8 protein-coding genes are annotated in these 16,800 nt (G+C 33.9%); 1 reads left to right on the plus strand and 7 read right to left on the minus strand.

The annotated features are described in order from the left end of the window. Nucleotides 1–93 precede the first annotated feature (93 nt). The gene (locus FNW17_RS13785; protein ID WP_144071950.1) at nucleotides 94–1,137 is read left to right on the plus strand and encodes an o-succinylbenzoate synthase; all 1,044 of its coding nucleotides are present in this window, start codon (nucleotides 94–96) and stop codon (nucleotides 1,135–1,137) included. Between the two features lie 215 nt (nucleotides 1,138–1,352). Here FNW17_RS13785 and FNW17_RS13790 read toward each other — a convergent pair whose 3' ends face one another. The 7 genes from FNW17_RS13790 to FNW17_RS13820 form a co-directional block, all read right to left on the minus strand. Beyond that, nucleotides 1,353–4,415: a PAS domain-containing hybrid sensor histidine kinase/response regulator gene (locus tag FNW17_RS13790; protein WP_144071951.1), complete on the minus strand. Its 3,063-nt coding sequence runs from the start codon at nucleotides 4,413–4,415 to the stop codon at nucleotides 1,353–1,355. A 120-nt stretch (nucleotides 4,416–4,535) separates the two neighbouring features. After that, complete coding sequence (locus FNW17_RS13795) at nucleotides 4,536–9,425, minus strand: PAS domain S-box protein (RefSeq protein ID WP_144071952.1); 4,890 nt, start codon at nucleotides 9,423–9,425, stop codon at nucleotides 4,536–4,538. A gap of 50 nt (nucleotides 9,426–9,475) precedes the next feature. Beyond that, a complete protein-coding gene (locus tag FNW17_RS13800) occupies nucleotides 9,476–12,490 on the minus strand; it encodes a chemotaxis protein CheB (RefSeq protein WP_144071953.1) in 3,015 nt (1,004 codons plus the stop codon). Between the two features lie 321 nt (nucleotides 12,491–12,811). Then, entirely contained in the window at nucleotides 12,812–13,291 is a 480-nt protein-coding gene (locus FNW17_RS13805; RefSeq protein ID WP_143391360.1) for a nuclear transport factor 2 family protein, read from the minus strand. A 149-nt stretch (nucleotides 13,292–13,440) separates the two neighbouring features. Further along, nucleotides 13,441–14,118: a peptidoglycan DD-metalloendopeptidase family protein gene (locus tag FNW17_RS13810; protein WP_144071954.1), complete on the minus strand. Its 678-nt coding sequence runs from the start codon at nucleotides 14,116–14,118 to the stop codon at nucleotides 13,441–13,443. Between the two features lie 22 nt (nucleotides 14,119–14,140). Continuing rightward, a complete protein-coding gene (locus FNW17_RS13815; RefSeq protein WP_144071955.1) occupies nucleotides 14,141–15,934 on the minus strand; it encodes a chloride channel protein in 1,794 nt (597 codons plus the stop codon). Between the two features lie 42 nt (nucleotides 15,935–15,976). After that, the gene (locus FNW17_RS13820) at nucleotides 15,977–16,645 is read right to left on the minus strand and encodes a DNA alkylation repair protein (RefSeq protein WP_144071956.1); all 669 of its coding nucleotides are present in this window, start codon (nucleotides 16,643–16,645) and stop codon (nucleotides 15,977–15,979) included. Nucleotides 16,646–16,800 lie beyond the last annotated feature (155 nt).

Consider the following 16,800-nt stretch of genomic DNA (forward strand, 5'->3'; position numbering starts at 1 on the left):
CTCTAACCTCTAACCTCTAACCTCTAACCTCTAACCTCTAACCTCTAACCTCTAACCTCTAACCTCTAACCTCTAACTTCTAACTTCTAACTTTTGAAAGCAACTTACCACAAATACATTCTCAATTTTAAACAACCTTCGGGAACGTCTCGCGGTGTGATGACCGTGAAAGAAACCTGGTTTATCATTCTAGAAAAGGACGGTAAAAAGGGAATAGGCGAGTGTGGCATCTTGAGAGGATTAAGCGCAGACGACCGACCTGATTATGAAGCCAAATTACAATGGAGTTGTGATAATATTGAGCTTGGTGAAAACCAACTTTGGGAATTCTTAATCGAGTTCCCTTCGATACAGTTTGGAGTCGAAATGGCGTTCCAATCTTTGAGGAGTGAAAACCCTTTTTTACTCTTTCCTTCGGACTTCACAAATGGAAAAACAAGCATCGAAATAAACGGTTTGGTTTGGATGGGCGAGGAGTCGTTTATGAAGCAACAAATAGAGGAAAAACTAGCCGATGGTTTTCGATGTGTAAAACTCAAAATCGGCGCTATAGATTTTGATAAAGAACTGCAATTATTGCGTTTTATTCGGCAACATTTCACCCCAGAACAAGTCGAAATTAGGGTCGATGCTAACGGTGCTTTTGATGTAACTTTAGCTTTAGATAAGTTAAGTCAATTAACTGGTTTTAAATTACATAGCATAGAACAGCCAATAAAAAAAAACAATACTGACAGGATGGCAGAGTTGTGTAAAATTACTCCAATTCCCATAGCTTTGGACGAAGAGCTGATTGGTGTCTTTTTATTGGAAGAAAAGGAAGCTTTATTGCAAAAAATAAAACCCCAATACATCATTTTGAAGCCTAGTTTTGTGGGTGGTTTTCGAGGGACAAAAGAGTGGATTTTACTCGCTGAAAAATACAATATTGGATGGTGGATTACCTCGGCTTTAGAGTCTAATATTGGACTAAATGCCATTGCACAATGGACGTTTTTACAACAGAATTATATGCCACAAGGACTTGGAACAGGAGCTTTATATACCAATAATTTTGATTGTCCGTTGCTCGTTTCTCAAGGTCAATTGTGGTATGAAAAGGAGTTGGATTGGACCTTTGATTTTGATGTTTTTTAGATTTCAAAAATAATTCGATTATTCCGTTTTATTTGATTTTCAAGCGGGATACGTTCGGGATAATCGGAATTTTTATTATTGGAAATCTGTGACCCGAGATCAAAGGTCGAATAGACGAAGTAATCATTGACTATTATTTCGTTACAATCTCTGGGTCTCTACCCCGAGGTAGTTTATTGCTTTGCCACGGGTCTCGCAATGACTATACTACTAGGTTACTTTTTGAAATATTTACAAATCATCTTACTCAATGTGGTAATATTTACAGGTTTTGAGATATAATCTGTACATCCAGCAGCAAGTGCTTTGTCGTGGTCACTTTGCATTCCGTTAGCAGTTTGGGCAATAATCACGATGTCTTTATTGAATTTTCTTATTTGTTTTGTGGCTTCATAACCTCCCATTTTTGGCATATTTATATCCATCATTACAAGATCGATATCCGGATTATTTCGGCAAGCTTCGATGGCTTCATAGCCTGTACTTACTTTCATAATATTATTGCTATAGGGTTTTACGGCAATGGTGATGAGTAGTTTTGAGATTGAATCGTCTTCGACTATGAGTACTTTTAGATTATTAATTTCGTTTTCCTCTTTGATACTTATTTTTATATTATTGGCAACCATTTTATCTTTAAGTTCATATTCAGAATGGAAAGGTAATGTGAAATGAAAAGTGCTTCCAAGGCCTTCTTTGCTTTCGACCCATATTTTCCCTCCTTGTATTTCTACGTATGCTTTGGAAATGGCTAAACCTAAGCCAGAACCTTCGTGGCTTCGGCTTGTGGTGTCATTGGCTTGCCGGAATCTTTCGAAAATTATTTTTTTCTGAGAATCGGATATACCTATACCCGAATCTTTCACGAAAAACTCTAGGAACTTCCCTTTTTTTACACAACCAAATTCGATGGAACCATCATTTGTAAATTTGATGGCATTTTTTATGAGATTGGTGAGAATGGCATACAATTTTTCACGATCTGTTTTGATATAAGTATCTTTTGAAGACAATTCTTTGGTCAATAAAAGCGATATGTTTTTATGAGTAGTTTCAGGTTTAAAGAACGTTAGTAAATAATCAAACTGTTCATTTACATTAGTTTCAGATGCGGTTACTTCTATTTGTCCTGATTCTACTTTTGAAATATTGATAATATCATTGATAACATTCAGCATTCGTTTCCCGCTTTTCTCAATAATTTTTATGTATTCTTGTTGTACCTCCACTGATAGATTTTCGTCTTTCAGGAGTTCAGTAAAGCCCAGAATTCCGTTCATTGGGGTTCGAATTTCGTGGCTCATATTGGCAAGGAAAGCTAATTTTAAGCGGTCACTTTCTTCCGCTTTTTCTTTGGCTTTGATTAATTGTTGTTCGATAAGTTTGCGTTCTGTAATATCTTCTTTGATAGCAATATAATGTGTTGTTATTCCTTGAGAATTTAAAATAGGGGAAATAGAGGCAGATTCCCAATAGAGCGTGCCATCTTTTTTCTTATTGTTGAATTCTCCAAACCATTCATTTCCAGAGACTAGAGTGTCCCATAGATTTTTGTATTCAGAAAAAGAGGTATGTCCTGATTTTAAAATACGAGGATTATTTCCAATAATTTCGTTATAGGAATAACCAGTAGTTTCTAGGAACTTTGGATTGACATATTCGATAATTCCTAATGTATTCGTGATCATAATAGCCACTGGGCTTTGCTCAACCGCTTGTGACAGTTGTTTGATTTTTTCTTGAGTACGTTTGCGTTCTGTAATATCATGAATAATGACTTGAACTGCGTTTTGATATTCGAAGAGGGTAGGTATTGCTTTTAGTTCTGCATATACCGTTTCTCCCGATATTGTGATGAGTTTTTCTTCGACAATTTGAGACGCAATATTGCCCAAAACCAAATCTTTCATTCTTTGAATGACACTGTCTTTGCTTTCTGGATGAATGAATTCTAAAACGCTTTTTCCAATAATTTGGTCGTAACTATTTGCTCTCACTATTCGAAGCGCTTCACTATTTACATAAGTGATTTTGTCTTGAACATAGGTAACAATTCCATCGGGAGAGTTTTCTACTAATCCTCGATATTTTTCTTCGCTTTCTCGCAATGCTTCTTCGGCTTGTTTTCGCTCGGTTATATCGGTTACGATCCCAATTGTATTTGTAATTTTATTGTCTTTATCCTTAATGGCTGAGACGGATGATTCGCCCCAAAAAACAGTTCCATCCTTTCTTAAGTAACGATTTTCTATTTGATATTTATCAATTTCACCACTGTTTATTTTATCCAACCACATCTGGCTTTTTTCTATATCATCTGGATGGGTAAAGCTAAAGTTTTTCATTTTACCAAACTCTTTTTGAGAATAGTCAGTCATTTTTAACCACCAATTGTTGAATTCCAAAAAATTTCCATCTGTATCGGCTAAAACAATTCCTGAATTGGCTAGGTTGAATATTTTATTTAGTTTCTCTTGAGTCTTTTTTAGTGCCTTTTCATTTTTTTTCCGATTGGAAATATCACGAGCAGTTACAATTAGAACATCTTTGCCCTTATATTTTCCTTTGTTAGTAACCACATCTTTTGGAAAAATTTCACCATTTTTGCGTACCGCCCAAAATTCAAGTGATATTGGAATTCCATTTTCGAAAACCGATTGCAAGATTCTATTTACCTCTTCTAGATTATTAAGACCGGGTGCTGACACACTTTCAGGGCTTTTTCCTATGAGTTCTTCTCTAGAATATTGATACATTTTTTCGGCTCCTTTGTTTACATCGATAAAGGTTCCATTTTCGTCAATAACATAAATCGCTTCTGAAACTGAATCAAAAATAGATTGTAAATTATCTTTGTTTGCTTGCAATTCATTTTCAGCTATTTTGCGCTCTGTAATGTCCCTAGTAATATTCATCACAGCAGGTTTATTCTCATAATTGATTATAATGGTTTCTATTTCGACAAATTTGTCATTGCCTTTTTTGTCTTTGATGGTAGTTTCAAAAGCTGTTTTTCCTTGTGCTAATAAAGCATTGATTCTCTCTTCTCGTATTGGATCTGGTATTGTTTCAATATCTAAAATACTCAATGACAAGAGCTCTCTTTTGGTATAACCAAAAAGTGCTGTAGTAGCTGGATTTACTTCTATAAATTTACCGGGTTTCCCCTCAGAATCTAATCTAAACAAGGTAATACTATCTCTATTTGAATCGAAAAAAATACGATACTTATCATAGTTAGCAGGTATAGTTTCGTTTGTAATTTTTTTTGTCTCCATATAAAAATTTAATTTTTTTATTTTGATTATTTCTAATATACACTTTTGAATAAAATGTCCATAAAAGGACTTCAATTACCCAATTAAAACAACCTACATTATACCAACATTTAGAATCAATTATTTGCTAAAATATTTTTGTATCAAATTCCCCAATGAGGTTATATCTATTGGTTTCGAAATATAATCTGTACACCCTGCTGCAATGGCGTTGTCACGGTCACTTTTCATTCCGTTTGCTGTTTGCGCAATAATAATTAAGTCTTTGTTGAATTTTCGGATATTTTTCGTGGCTTCATAACCACCCATTTCTGGCATATTTATATCCATCATAACCAGATCGATGTCAGGATTATTGCGACAGGCTTCTATGGCTTCGAGGCCGTTGTTCACTTTTAAAATTTCTTTACTGTATGGTTTTACGGCAATGATAATCAGTAATTTAGATATGGCATCGTCTTCTACAATCAATACTTTCAGGTTTTTAATAGATTTGCTCTCTTTTACTACAGAAACCTCTTTTTCTACCGCAATTATTTTTTCGGATTTGTTTTCAACATTCAAAGGAATGGTGAAATAAAAAGTACTTCCTTTTCCCTGTTTGCTTTCAACCCATATTTTTCCGCCTAGCATTTCAATATAAGCTTTTGAAATTGCCAATCCCAATCCTGAACCTTCATGAGTTCGGCTAATGGTTTCATCGGCTTGCCTGAATCTTTCGAAAATTATTTTTATCTGTGATTTTGAAATTCCCAAACCTGTATCTTTAATAAAAAATTCTAAGTGATTTCCTTTTTTTTCACAACCAAATTCAATCGAACCTTCATTAGTAAATTTTAGCGCATTTTTAACTAGATTGGTCAGAACAGCATAGATTTTTTCTCGATCTGTTTTTACTAAAGCATCCTCTGATGCTAATTGTTTCGAAATATAAAGTTCAATTCCTTTTAGTTTAGCTTCAGGTTTAAAGAAAGTTTGAATGTATTGTATTTGTTCATTAATATTGGTTTCTGACAAGGAAACTTCTATTTGTCCTGATTCTACTTTTGAAATGCTTATGATGTCATTGATAATATTTAGCATTCGCTTGCCACTTTTTTCAATAATTTCAATATATTCTTGCTGTTCTTTACCGGATAAGTATGGTTCTTTTAAAAGCTCAGTAAAGCCCAGAATTCCGTTCATAGGCGTGCGAATTTCGTGGCTCATATTAGCAAGGAAAACTAGTTTTAAACGATCGCTTTCTTCGGCACGTTCTTTTGATTTGACCAATTCTTTTTCCGCATCTTTGCGATGGGTGATGTCTTCTTTGATGGCGATAAAGTGAGTTGTTTGGCCATCGATGTTTACAATCGGAGAAATCGAAGCGGATTCCCAGAACAGTGTTCCGTTTTTTCTCTTGTTATGAAATTCGCCATGCCATTCTTTGCCTTTACTTATAGTATTCCATAACATTTTATATTCGTCAGTCGAGGTATAACCTGATTTTAAAACCCTTGGATTTTGACTGACTACTTCCTCAAGAGTATATCCGGTGGTCTCGACAAATTTTGGGTTGACGTATTCAATTTCGCCTTTCGTATTTGTTATCACAATCGTAACGGGACTTTGCTCTACCGCCTGCGAGAGTTGTCGAATTTTTTCTTCGGTTATTCTGCGATCCTGTTCTATTTGAATTTTTTCAAGAGCAAAGGATATGTTTAGAATAATTTTTTCGAGTAATGAAATTTCTTGCTCTGACGAAAAAAAGTTGGTTTCATCAGAATACAAGTTGAACGCACCAATTATTTTGTTGCGAACGATTATAGGAATCGAAATTACCGAATAATACCCCCGTTCTAGCGCATCTTTACGCCAGATTTTCATCATTTTATCTTTTGCAATATCATTACAAATCACAGTTCTTCTTTCACGCATTGCAATTCCTGTTGGGCCTCTTCCTTCGGGAACATCTTGTTTTATAGTTATATTACTTTTTGCAAAGTATCCATTTTCATATCCGCTATATGCTGCTGTAAGTATTTTATTATCATCATTGAGTAACCCAATCCAACTCATTCGGAATTTTCCAAAATTAACAGCAATATTGCATATCTCCTGAAATAATTCTTCTTGATTATGTGTTCTGATAATTAAATTATTGATTTGGCTAATTAAAGCATAAACCCGATTGATTTTATATAATTCTATACTGGTTTGCTTGCGTAAAGTAATATCATGAACAATAATTTGAACCGCTTTTTTATGTTCAAAAAAGGTGGGAATTCCTTTAACCTCCACATCAAATGGAGTTCCATCTACTCTTATAAATTTTTCCTCGACAGTTGTTGATATATAATTATCTGCAACGATTTCTTTCATTCTTTGGGTTAGCTCTTTAATACTAGCAGGATGTACAAATTGAAAAACGTGTTTGCCTATAATTTCTTCCTTACTTTTTGCGCCTAACATTCGAACGCCTTCACTGTTGATAAAAGCAATTTTATCGTCTATATAAATCACAACACCATCAGGTGAGTTTTCTACCAGACTACGGTATTTTTCTTCACTTTCTTTTAAAGAATTTTCACTAATTTTCTTTTCAGAGATATCAAGTATATAGCCATGCCAAAGCACTGATCCATCATCAAGCTTTTGAGGTTTTGCATTACCGTAAAGATGACGAACTTCACCATCTTTTACCTTGATACAATATTCGTGTTTCCAAGGGGTCAAGTATTTTGCAGATTTCTGAATAGAAGCTACTAACGCCTCGTAGTCATCCGGATGAACAGTTGCAAATACTTTACTGGCATCTTCACGGACTTCTTCGGGGGTAAGGTCAAAAATTTCAGCGATTCCGTCACTGGCAAAAGGAAAACAGGAACTCCCATCAGGGCGCAACAAATATTGGTAAACGACTCCCGGCAGGTGGCTAGTAATAGTATTGAAAAGATTTAATACTACTTCCTTAGCTTTTTCTGCTTGTTTTTTTTCTGTAATATCCAGATGCGTTCCGGACATTAATAGTGGTTTGCCCTCTAAATCCCATTCATTTATTTTACCACGATCGAGAACCCAAATCCAATCTCCGTTTTTGTGCTTCATTCTAGCTTCGTTCTCATAAAAATCAAGCTCTCCTTTGAAGTGCTTTTCTAATTTTTCATTAGAACATTTTAAATCATCAGGATGGGTATATTTTGTCCAGGTTTCGATAGAAACGGGAGCTAGTTCTTCTAAGGTGTAACCAATTATTTTGGCCCATTGATCGTTGAAAATTGTTGCTCCAGTTTGAATATTCCATTCCCAAGTTCCTGCTCCAGTGCCAATTAGGATTACAGCCAATCTGCGTTTTTCATTTTCCAAAGCTTTTTCTGCATTCTTTCGGTCTGTAATGTCAAAGATAGAACCTACCAGCGACTTGATTCCTGATTCTTCTATAAATCGGGTCTTGCTTGCAATGATGGTGAGTTCTACTCCTTTCACGGTAATTTTTTCCTCTCTACTATCTGGAATGCCTGTATCAAGTACATCTCTGTCTATTTTGAAACAAAGCTCTATTTCATCTTTAGTAATGTTTTCGACTAGGGTTTTGCCAATTACACTTTCTTTATCAAAACCAAATAAATTATTAAAAGCGCTATTGGCATAGGTAATCCTGTGGTCGTTATCTTTGAGAAATATTGGATTTCCGGCCAATTCTAAAATAGTTCGAATGCGTTCTTTTTCATCTCTCAATTTTTCTTCAGCCATTTTGCGATTAGTAATATCTCTGGCGATTAAAATAAAGTGTGTATCAAGAATGTTTTTACCTTTTATTGGTGAAACAGAAATTTCAAACCAAAATCTTCCTTGTTTCAAGTCTAGAGCATATTGTTTTCCTGCAGACCAGCCTTTTTTGTCGGCTTCCTCAATTGCCTCCATACACGTTTTTGCAACATCTGCAGGTAGAGTTTCTTGAAATGTTTTACCCATAAATTTTGATGGTGGAAGGGCAAGCAGATCTTCGTCATGGGTTTGATAATGATATATCTTTCCGTCAATCCCAACTTCAAATAAAATATCAGGTATAGATTCAAGGATGGTAGCCAAATTCTCTTGTACTTTTCTAATTTTATCTTCAGATAGTTTACGCTCTGTAATGTCTCGTATAATATACATTACCGCAGGTTCATCAAGATAGCTAATTAAAGTGGCTTCTATCTCAACATTTCTCTGGTTTCCTTCTTTGTCTTTGATAATTGTTTCAAAATTTATTTTTTCTTTAAACTTGTAAGTTTCAATTCTTTTATCGGTTACAATTTCAATATCTTTAATACTCTGAGTTAAAAACTCCGCTTTAGAATAACCAAAAATTTCAGTTGTAGCTTTATTTGTTTCAATGAATTTACCTGGATTACCATCAGAATCTAGTCTAAATATGGTGATACTATCTCTGTTCGATTCAAAAAGAGCACGGTATTTTTCTTCACTAATTTTTATTTGAATTTCTGCTTTTTTGAGTTGGCTAATGTCTTGCATAGTAACCAAACATTGTTCTCCATCTTCGCTACTGATTCCTGAAAGATTTACATAAAAAGAGAGATTAGTCAACGATATCTCACAAGATTGTGTTGTTTTAGTCTCTAATAGTTTTTCGAGAAATATATTGAATATTGGTCTAGTTTGGTCAGACACAAAAAGGGCAAAACGTTTGTTTAATAATAGCGAACGTTCTTTTCCCAACAAATTTGCACATCTGAAATTGAGTTCTTTAATTTCTGCATCTTTCGAAAGTGTGAAATATCCAGAGGGAGCAAAATCATATAAATTTGTGTATTTTTCGGCATCAGTATCTGCTTTCTTTTTTGCCAAAAGCAGTTCATCGTGCTGCATTTCGAGTTCGATCTGGTGTACTTCAAGCTCGTGAATAAGTTTAAGAATTTCGATATCAGAAATAGGTTTAACTTTTTTTATCGACTTGTTTTTAAGTTGTTCTTCGGCTTCTTGACGAAGGATGTCTGCTTCTGATGGGGTTGCTTTATCTTTCATAAACAGATACTATTTTTTGAAATATTATTTTTGGGATACTTGTGTATAAATTATAAAATTGTATTGTTTTTTTTGAGGATATCTTCTGCCAGTTTTTTCTCTGTGATATCACGAATAAAACACTGAATTACTTTATGATTATCTACTTTATATTGATTACTAATGAACTCTACATAAATCTTTTTTCCCTTAGCAGATTCTAGTGGCAAGTTTTCATATCGAATGATGCTTTTTTTCTGTAATTCAGTAAAGTTTTCTTTATTGGCAATGATGTCTTTGAGAAATCCAATTTCCCAAATTGCTTTTTCAAGAAATTCTTCTTTTGAATAGCCCAAAAGTTTAATTAAAAAAGGATTTACATCAGTAATTTTTCCAGTATCAGCATCCAGCATAAGAATTCCGTCTTTGGCGGATTCGAATAGGTGACGATATTGTGTTTCTCTATTTAACTCTAATGATTTATTAGCGTTCTTTAGTTCTAATTCTAGTTTTTTAAACTTTGTAATATTATTAAAGGTGAACACTAATCCATCAATATGATCATCAATAGTGCGGTATGGCATAATCTTTATATTAAACCATCTTTCATCAATTGTTTCGATTTCGTTTTCTATTGAAGTCAGGTTTTTGATAACTAATTTTGCGTTTGTTCCTATTTCTGGATATTTTAAGTCGGTAACCAAATCGGTAAAAGGTCTTCCAATATCGGAGGCACGTACTTTAAATATTTCAGTAATTGGATCAGTAAATCGGCGAATATTTAGTTCTTTGTCAAGAAAAAGTGTTGCTATTTCAGTACTATTAAGGAGGTTTTTCATATCATTGATTGACCGTGAAAAATCGGCTACCTTATTTTGAAGTTCGCTGTTTACAGTTTGTAATTCTTCATTGAGACTCTGCATTTCTTCCTTGGATGTTGTTAATTCCTCGTTAGTAGACTGTAATTCCTCATTTGTTGATTGCAGTTCCTCATTAGTAGATTTTAACTCTTCTTGCGAAGTTTGCATTTCTTCACGAACTGTTTGCAAGTCTTCAAAGCATTGATTGAGCTCCAGCTCCAGCTCCAGTTCTATCTTGTTTGAGGAAGTGCTTAGGTTAGCTGTTTTAAGATTATTTGCTACTTTAGATTCTACTATTTCAGAAACGTCATTAAAAACAACTAGAATCATATCTTTTATGGCTTCTGGTTTTTCCAGTCGTTGAATTGTAATGTCTACAAATTGATTTTTGCTATTTTCTATTTTTACATTTTTCAGTTTTACTGGATCATACGTTTTTAAAGATTTTTGAAAATTTGCTGGAAATACTATTCGTAAACCTTCACGAAGCATGGCATAAATATTCCAGTTTGCTTTTCCGGCAACGGGTTCCAGATATTTGCCAGTTCGACCGGTAATGTATATAATATCGCCTTTATCGTTGACCATAACACTGGCAGGCGTAAATTGCTGAAGCAAAATTTGATCAGCGAGTGTTTGTATATTTTCGACAACTTTTTGGGGCGACTTCATTTTTGGCGTTGTTTTGTTTGTTATTGAAAAAGAACTTGGAAAATCAAGTAGTCTCGATTCTCTTGGTATCAAAGAACGTTTAAATAGTTTTAATTTTGAGTCAATAACTTCAAAACCTTCATTACCATTACCTAGAGTTTCGGCTGAGCCCAGTATCATAATTCCTCCTTGGTTAAGGCTGTAATTAAAAAGGGCCATCAATTTATTTTGCAATTCAGATTCCATATAAATCAACATATTGCGACAAGTGAGGATATCGAGTTTGGTAAAAGGCGGGTCTTTTATCACGTTTTGTGGTGCAAAAACTATCATTTCTCTAATAGCAGCGTTCACACGATAGCCTTCATTATCCCCAATAAAAAATTTGGAAATGCGTTCAGGTGAAACATCTGTAACTATGTTTTGATGAAAAACACCTTTTCGAGCTTTTTCTATAGCCTCATAGTCAAGATCAGTTGCAAATATTTGCAAACTTAGGTTTTTATGGCTTTTAACTTTTGCTAATGTTTCTTTAAAAACAATAGCTAACGAATACGCTTCTTCACCTGTTGAACAGCCCGTTACCCAAGCTCTTAATGTATACCCATTTGGTAGTTTTTCAAGCATTTCCGGAAGTACTTCTTCTCCTAGCTTTTTCCAGACTTCAGGATCACGAAAAAAGCTGGTAACGCCAATAAGTAATTCTTTAAAAAGTATTTCGGTTTCTTTAGGGTTTTCGAGCATTAATCGGACATAATTTTGGATTTTGTCTATTTTATGAATGCCTTTGCGTCTTTCGATACGGCGAAACAAGGTGCTATTTTTGTACATCGAGAAATCGTGACCCGTTTGTTCTCGGAGTAAGATGATAATTTTGTCAAGGTTGCTTTTATTTTTTATATCTAATTCTAAATCTATTTTGGCTTGCGGCATAAATTTAAGAAATTCTATTAGTTTAGTAGGTAATTCTTCTACAGGAGCAATGATATCAGGAACTATTGCTTCAGTTGCCCTACTTGGCATACTATCGAATTTTGCAGTAGTAGGTTCTTGTACGAGAACGATTCCGTTTTTTTCTTTGATGGCTTTTACTCCTAAACTGCCATCAGAACCCATTCCGGAAAGTATAATTCCAATACTATTTTCCTGCCTGTCATTGGCCAGCGAACGAAAGAAAAAATCGATAGGTAAGCGAATGCTGTGGGTTACTACTGGTGCAAATAAATATAATTTGCTATTAAGAATCGACATGCTTTTGTTAGGAGGAATCACATAAACGCAGTTTGGTCTTACTTTTTGACCATCCGTAACCTGAGAAACGGTCATAGAAGTCATTCTTTGCAACAACTCGGGCATCATACCTATGTGGTTTGGGTCAAGGTGTTGAATGATTATGAATGCCATTCCGTTATCATCAGGGATATTAGTAAAGAACTGTTCTAATGTTTCGAGTCCACCAGCAGAACAACCAATCGCAACTATAGGAAAATCAGTATTTCCACTATTATTAGGCTTGAAAATTTCAGATGGTATTGAAATCGAAAGTTCTTCCACTTTATTTTTATCTGTTTTCATCTAGCAATACTATTATTAAATTAAAGAATAAAATAGATTTGAATTAAAACTCAAAACTAATAACTGAGTAAGTCGAAAGTTTAAAAGTCTTATAGTCAAAAGAATAAATATTAGGGTTATCGATTCAAAATCAATTAGTTACACTATTATGTCTAATTTTAAAACACGACATTATACAATGGTTAATACTTATTATTTATCAAATTTAAGCAATTATTCTTAAAATTATAGTGGTTTTTTAATAATTTTGACAGTGAATGGAATTATAAAAAAGTACTGTAGATATAAAAAATATGCTTGGTTTAGGTAAGCTTTACTATTCTAAATTTGAATCTTTTTTTGACTGTAGTTTTTTAGATTCATTCGAGCCTGATTTTGAATTTTATTTTGCATAAATCCAGTCCAACCCAAAAGAAATCCCTTGATTCCTAGTGCTTGTTTGGACCATTTCCAAATGTCAAAATCATCGGTATGTTTAATAATCAAGCCATCTTTAAACAGGAATTTTGCTGAAATAGAATTTTCTATTTTGCGATTAGTTTTGCTAAAATTATATTTTACAATCCAAAAAGCGGAACCTAGATGTTCGTTCGCTTTTACTTGGGATAAGTCAATTTTTAAGTTTCCTTTGGTTCTTTCGATAAGCATTTTCCACATTTGACGCACTTCTTCGCCTTTTAATTGACCAAATGCAGGATCACTAAACTGTACGTTTGGATGATAGTATTCGCACATTTGTTCAGCATCTCCATCTGAAAAAGCGGTGTAAAATTTATTTATGGTGGTTTCGTTTGGAGTCATCTTTAAAAAATATGTGTAAGTAAAACTAATAATTTATTTTAGATTTTACAAAAATATTTTTTTGGTGTCTAATTTTAGTAATCAAATAAGTATTTAATCGAATTTTAAGAACACTTCAATTGGTTTTGAAATCTAGTAATGAACATTTGTTATTGTATTTTCAATAATAAATTTGGATTGGGACAATTTTCTAAATAATATTCCAAATCATTTTTGCTGCAAACCCCGGGATAATCGCTAAAATTTTTGCCAATATTTTTAATAATTTGAAAATGCAAATGCGGTGCATAACCACCATTTACAGACGAGTCGCCCAAAGTGGCTAGTTGTTGTTTTTTTTTGAAAAACGTATTAATTTCAATATCTTCAATACTTTCTGCTGATAAATGCCCGTATAAAGTATAGAAAGTTTGATTTTCAAGACTGTGTTTCAAGATAATTGTTGGCCCATAATTTCCAGCTCCCGTATTATAATCAAAACCATAAACGGTTCCGTCAAGAGCTGCTAAAACTGCTGTTCCGGCTTTGATCCACAAATCTATCCCAATGTGAATGTTTCGTTCGCTGGCTTGCTCATCATTAAAAAGAGCTTTTTGTTTGTATAAATTTCGCACCTCATTATATCCTCCAAAAGCCACTTTTGCCTTGTTTTTGCGAAGGTGGTCTTCGATAAAAGTTTCAAAAGCATTTGGATTTCTCAAGTCAACTTCAGATAATTCTGAATTTGAAACAGATAAATCAATAGGGGTATATTGCGAATAGGGAATGGAGTCGTCAATGACTTTTGAGTTGTCGAGCTTCGAAAAAAGGGTTTCTATTGTTGGCATATTGATTATTACTAATTCTAAATTATTCTATGGTCATCGATTTTAGTTTGGTTCTGTAGGCTTCAAGTGCAATTGATTTAGAAATAAACCCAAAATAGTCTCCATTTTTGATAACAGGCAAAAAGTGAACTTTTGTTTTTTCGAACTTGTTCATCACCGTTTCCATACTGTCGGTGGGGTAGATAACATCGATTGGTTTTCTCATAATTTCTTTGATCAAAGTATATTTTACCCGATATTGATTGAAAATAATTCCTCTAACATCATTGAAATGTACCACACCAAGCATTTTGTTTTCTTCATTAATAACCGCAAAAATTACCTGATTGGAATGCGAAATCAAATCTACTAATTTCTCCAAATTTTCATTTGGCAAAACGGTTAAATAATCGGTTTGAATAATAGAATTAGTGTCTAAAGTCGAAAGAATATTGGTGTCCTTGTTGCTGGTAAAAACGTTTCCTTTTTTTACTAAACTTTTTGTATCCAGCGAATGTTTTTCAAATCTTTTTGAAATGGCAAAACTAATAGAGGCTACAATCATTAAAGGAATCATTAGCGAATAACCACCTGTAATTTCGGCAATTAGAAAGATAGCGGTCAATGGAGCGTGAAACAATCCGCTAAGAATTCCCGCCATTCCTACCAATGTAAAATTGCTTATCGGTAAAGCTGTAAGTCCAGTTAAATTTAAAAATTTGGAAAAGAAAAAGCCAACATAAGAGCCTAAAAATAGAGAGGGAGCAAAGTTTCCTCCATTTCCTCCGCTTCCTAATGTGATGCCGGTTGCAAATACTTTGAGTAACATTGTTAATCCTACAAACAGTAGAAGCACCCAACTATTGTTTCTAAAACTACTGAACAAAGTGTTTTCAAGTAATTTGCCTGGGTCACTTTCGGATAATATTTTAATACTTTCGTAACCTTCACCAAATAATGTTGGAAAAATAAAAATCATTATGGCCAAAATCGAAGCCCCAAAAAAAGCTTTTTTGTAGGGGGTAAATCGGAGTCTGGCAAAATAATGTTCCACTCTTTGAAAATTTCTAGAATAATATACAGCAACAAATCCTGTACAAATTCCGAGTAATACATAATACGGAATGTTATGATAATCAAAAATTTGTTGTTGTTTGAAGGACAATAAAACCGTCTCGTCTAAGACAACTACAGATACTAAAGCGCCTGTTGCAGCTGCAATCATAATAGGAGTAAAGGCAGAAATACTCACATCGACCAATAACACTTCGATAGCAAATAAAACGCCTGCAATTGGCGCATTAAAAGCCGCTCCAATTCCTGCGGCAACACCACAACCTATGAGTAAAGTTCTGTCTTTGTAGCTTAATTTGAATCGTTGCGCATAGTTGGAGCCAAATGCTGCACCCGTTATTACAATAGGACTTTCTAAACCTGCCGATCCGCCTAGACCAACGGTAAGAGAGCTTGTTATGATTTGAGCATACATTTGTTTTTTTGGAATAATACTGGCTTTTTTGGCAACAGCATATAATATTTGAGAAGTCCCTTTTTCGATAGTTCCGCCCAAAACTCTTTTGACTACAAAAACGGTAAGTAAAATACCGATAACTGGCAAAAGTACTTTGATGTATCCAAATTTAAAAAGACTAGTATTACTAGTAAGATAAGTGGCAAAAACAAATACCCAATGTGCAAAAGTTTTCAAAACTATTACCGCAAAAGCGGATAAAATTCCAACCAAAACGCTTGAAACAAAAATAAACTGCTTGCTAGTAAGTTTGTTTTGAGCTAATATGGTAAAATATTCAAGTTTCTGGATGATTTTTTTGAGCATTTTTCTTTTTAAGAGTTATGCAAAACTACTACAATTTTAATCTCAAATTATATTTTTTAGCGCTTCTTTTGTGCTTAATGGTTTTAAATTGGTGTTGCTGACATAGTTTTTTACCGCTTGAGGATTTGTTTTTGCATATTCTCTCAAAGCCCAACCAATGGCTTTTTGAATGAAAAACTCATTGGAATTTTTATGTTTTTCGCATTCGGATTTTAGTAAATCGAAATTGGTTTTTTGTTTGTAACCCAATTGAAAAAGAATAGCACTTCGGTTGAGCCATAAATTTTCGGAATTCGAAAAGCGCTCAATTACTTTTTTGGTTTCTAATGGGAATTCTAATAAATATTCGCCTAAAATATATTTGGCAATCGTGTCCACACTATCCCACCAAGAATTGGTGGTTAACAATTTCTCAATAAGATGAATGTCTTCTTTTTTGTAATTTCCTTTTAGTTGTTTGATTAGGATTTCTATAGCGCAATAGTGAAATTCACGTTCGTTTTTTTCGAAAAGTTCCAATGCTATTGCTCTTGCATTTTCTAAAATTTCCAGTTGGTTTTCTTTGCAAAGGGTCTTGAAAATCTGTCTTCTATCTTCCGTTTTTATTCCAAAAAATGAAAAATGATTCCGCATATATTTTGCCATCGCCAACCCATTTTCAGGATGGCTTTCTTTATAAAAAGCGGTTTCTAAAGAGGATATAAAAATCATATTTACAAAAATTATAATTCCCACTTCGGGGGCTAGAGCGATGTCATTAAGTTACCCTTTATTTGTCATTCTGACGAAGGAAGAATCTCGTGTTAGTTGCTCACGTTTGTTGAGATTCTTCCTTCGGGGGCTAGAGCGATGTCATTAAGTTACCC

Source organism: Flavobacterium franklandianum (assembly GCF_007097365.1).
GTDB classification, from domain to species: Bacteria; Bacteroidota; Bacteroidia; order Flavobacteriales; family Flavobacteriaceae; genus Flavobacterium; species Flavobacterium franklandianum.

Bases quoted from the DNA above. Each gene is read 5' to 3' on its own strand.
- FNW17_RS13815 (WP_144071955.1), bottom strand. From the start codon at position 15,934: ATGCTCAAAAAAATCATCCAGAAACTTGAATATTTTACCATATTAGCT.
- FNW17_RS13795 (WP_144071952.1), bottom strand. From the start codon at position 9,425: ATGAAAGATAAAGCAACCCCATCAGAAGCAGACATCCTTCGTCAAGAA.
- FNW17_RS13800 (WP_144071953.1), bottom strand. From the start codon at position 12,490: ATGAAAACAGATAAAAATAAAGTGGAAGAACTTTCGATTTCAATACCA.
- FNW17_RS13805 (WP_143391360.1), bottom strand. From the start codon at position 13,291: ATGACTCCAAACGAAACCACCATAAATAAATTTTACACCGCTTTTTCA.
- FNW17_RS13790 (WP_144071951.1), bottom strand. From the start codon at position 4,415: ATGGAGACAAAAAAAATTACAAACGAAACTATACCTGCTAACTATGAT.
- FNW17_RS13820 (WP_144071956.1), bottom strand. From the start codon at position 16,645: ATGATTTTTATATCCTCTTTAGAAACCGCTTTTTATAAAGAAAGCCAT.
- FNW17_RS13810 (WP_144071954.1), bottom strand. From the start codon at position 14,118: ATGCCAACAATAGAAACCCTTTTTTCGAAGCTCGACAACTCAAAAGTC.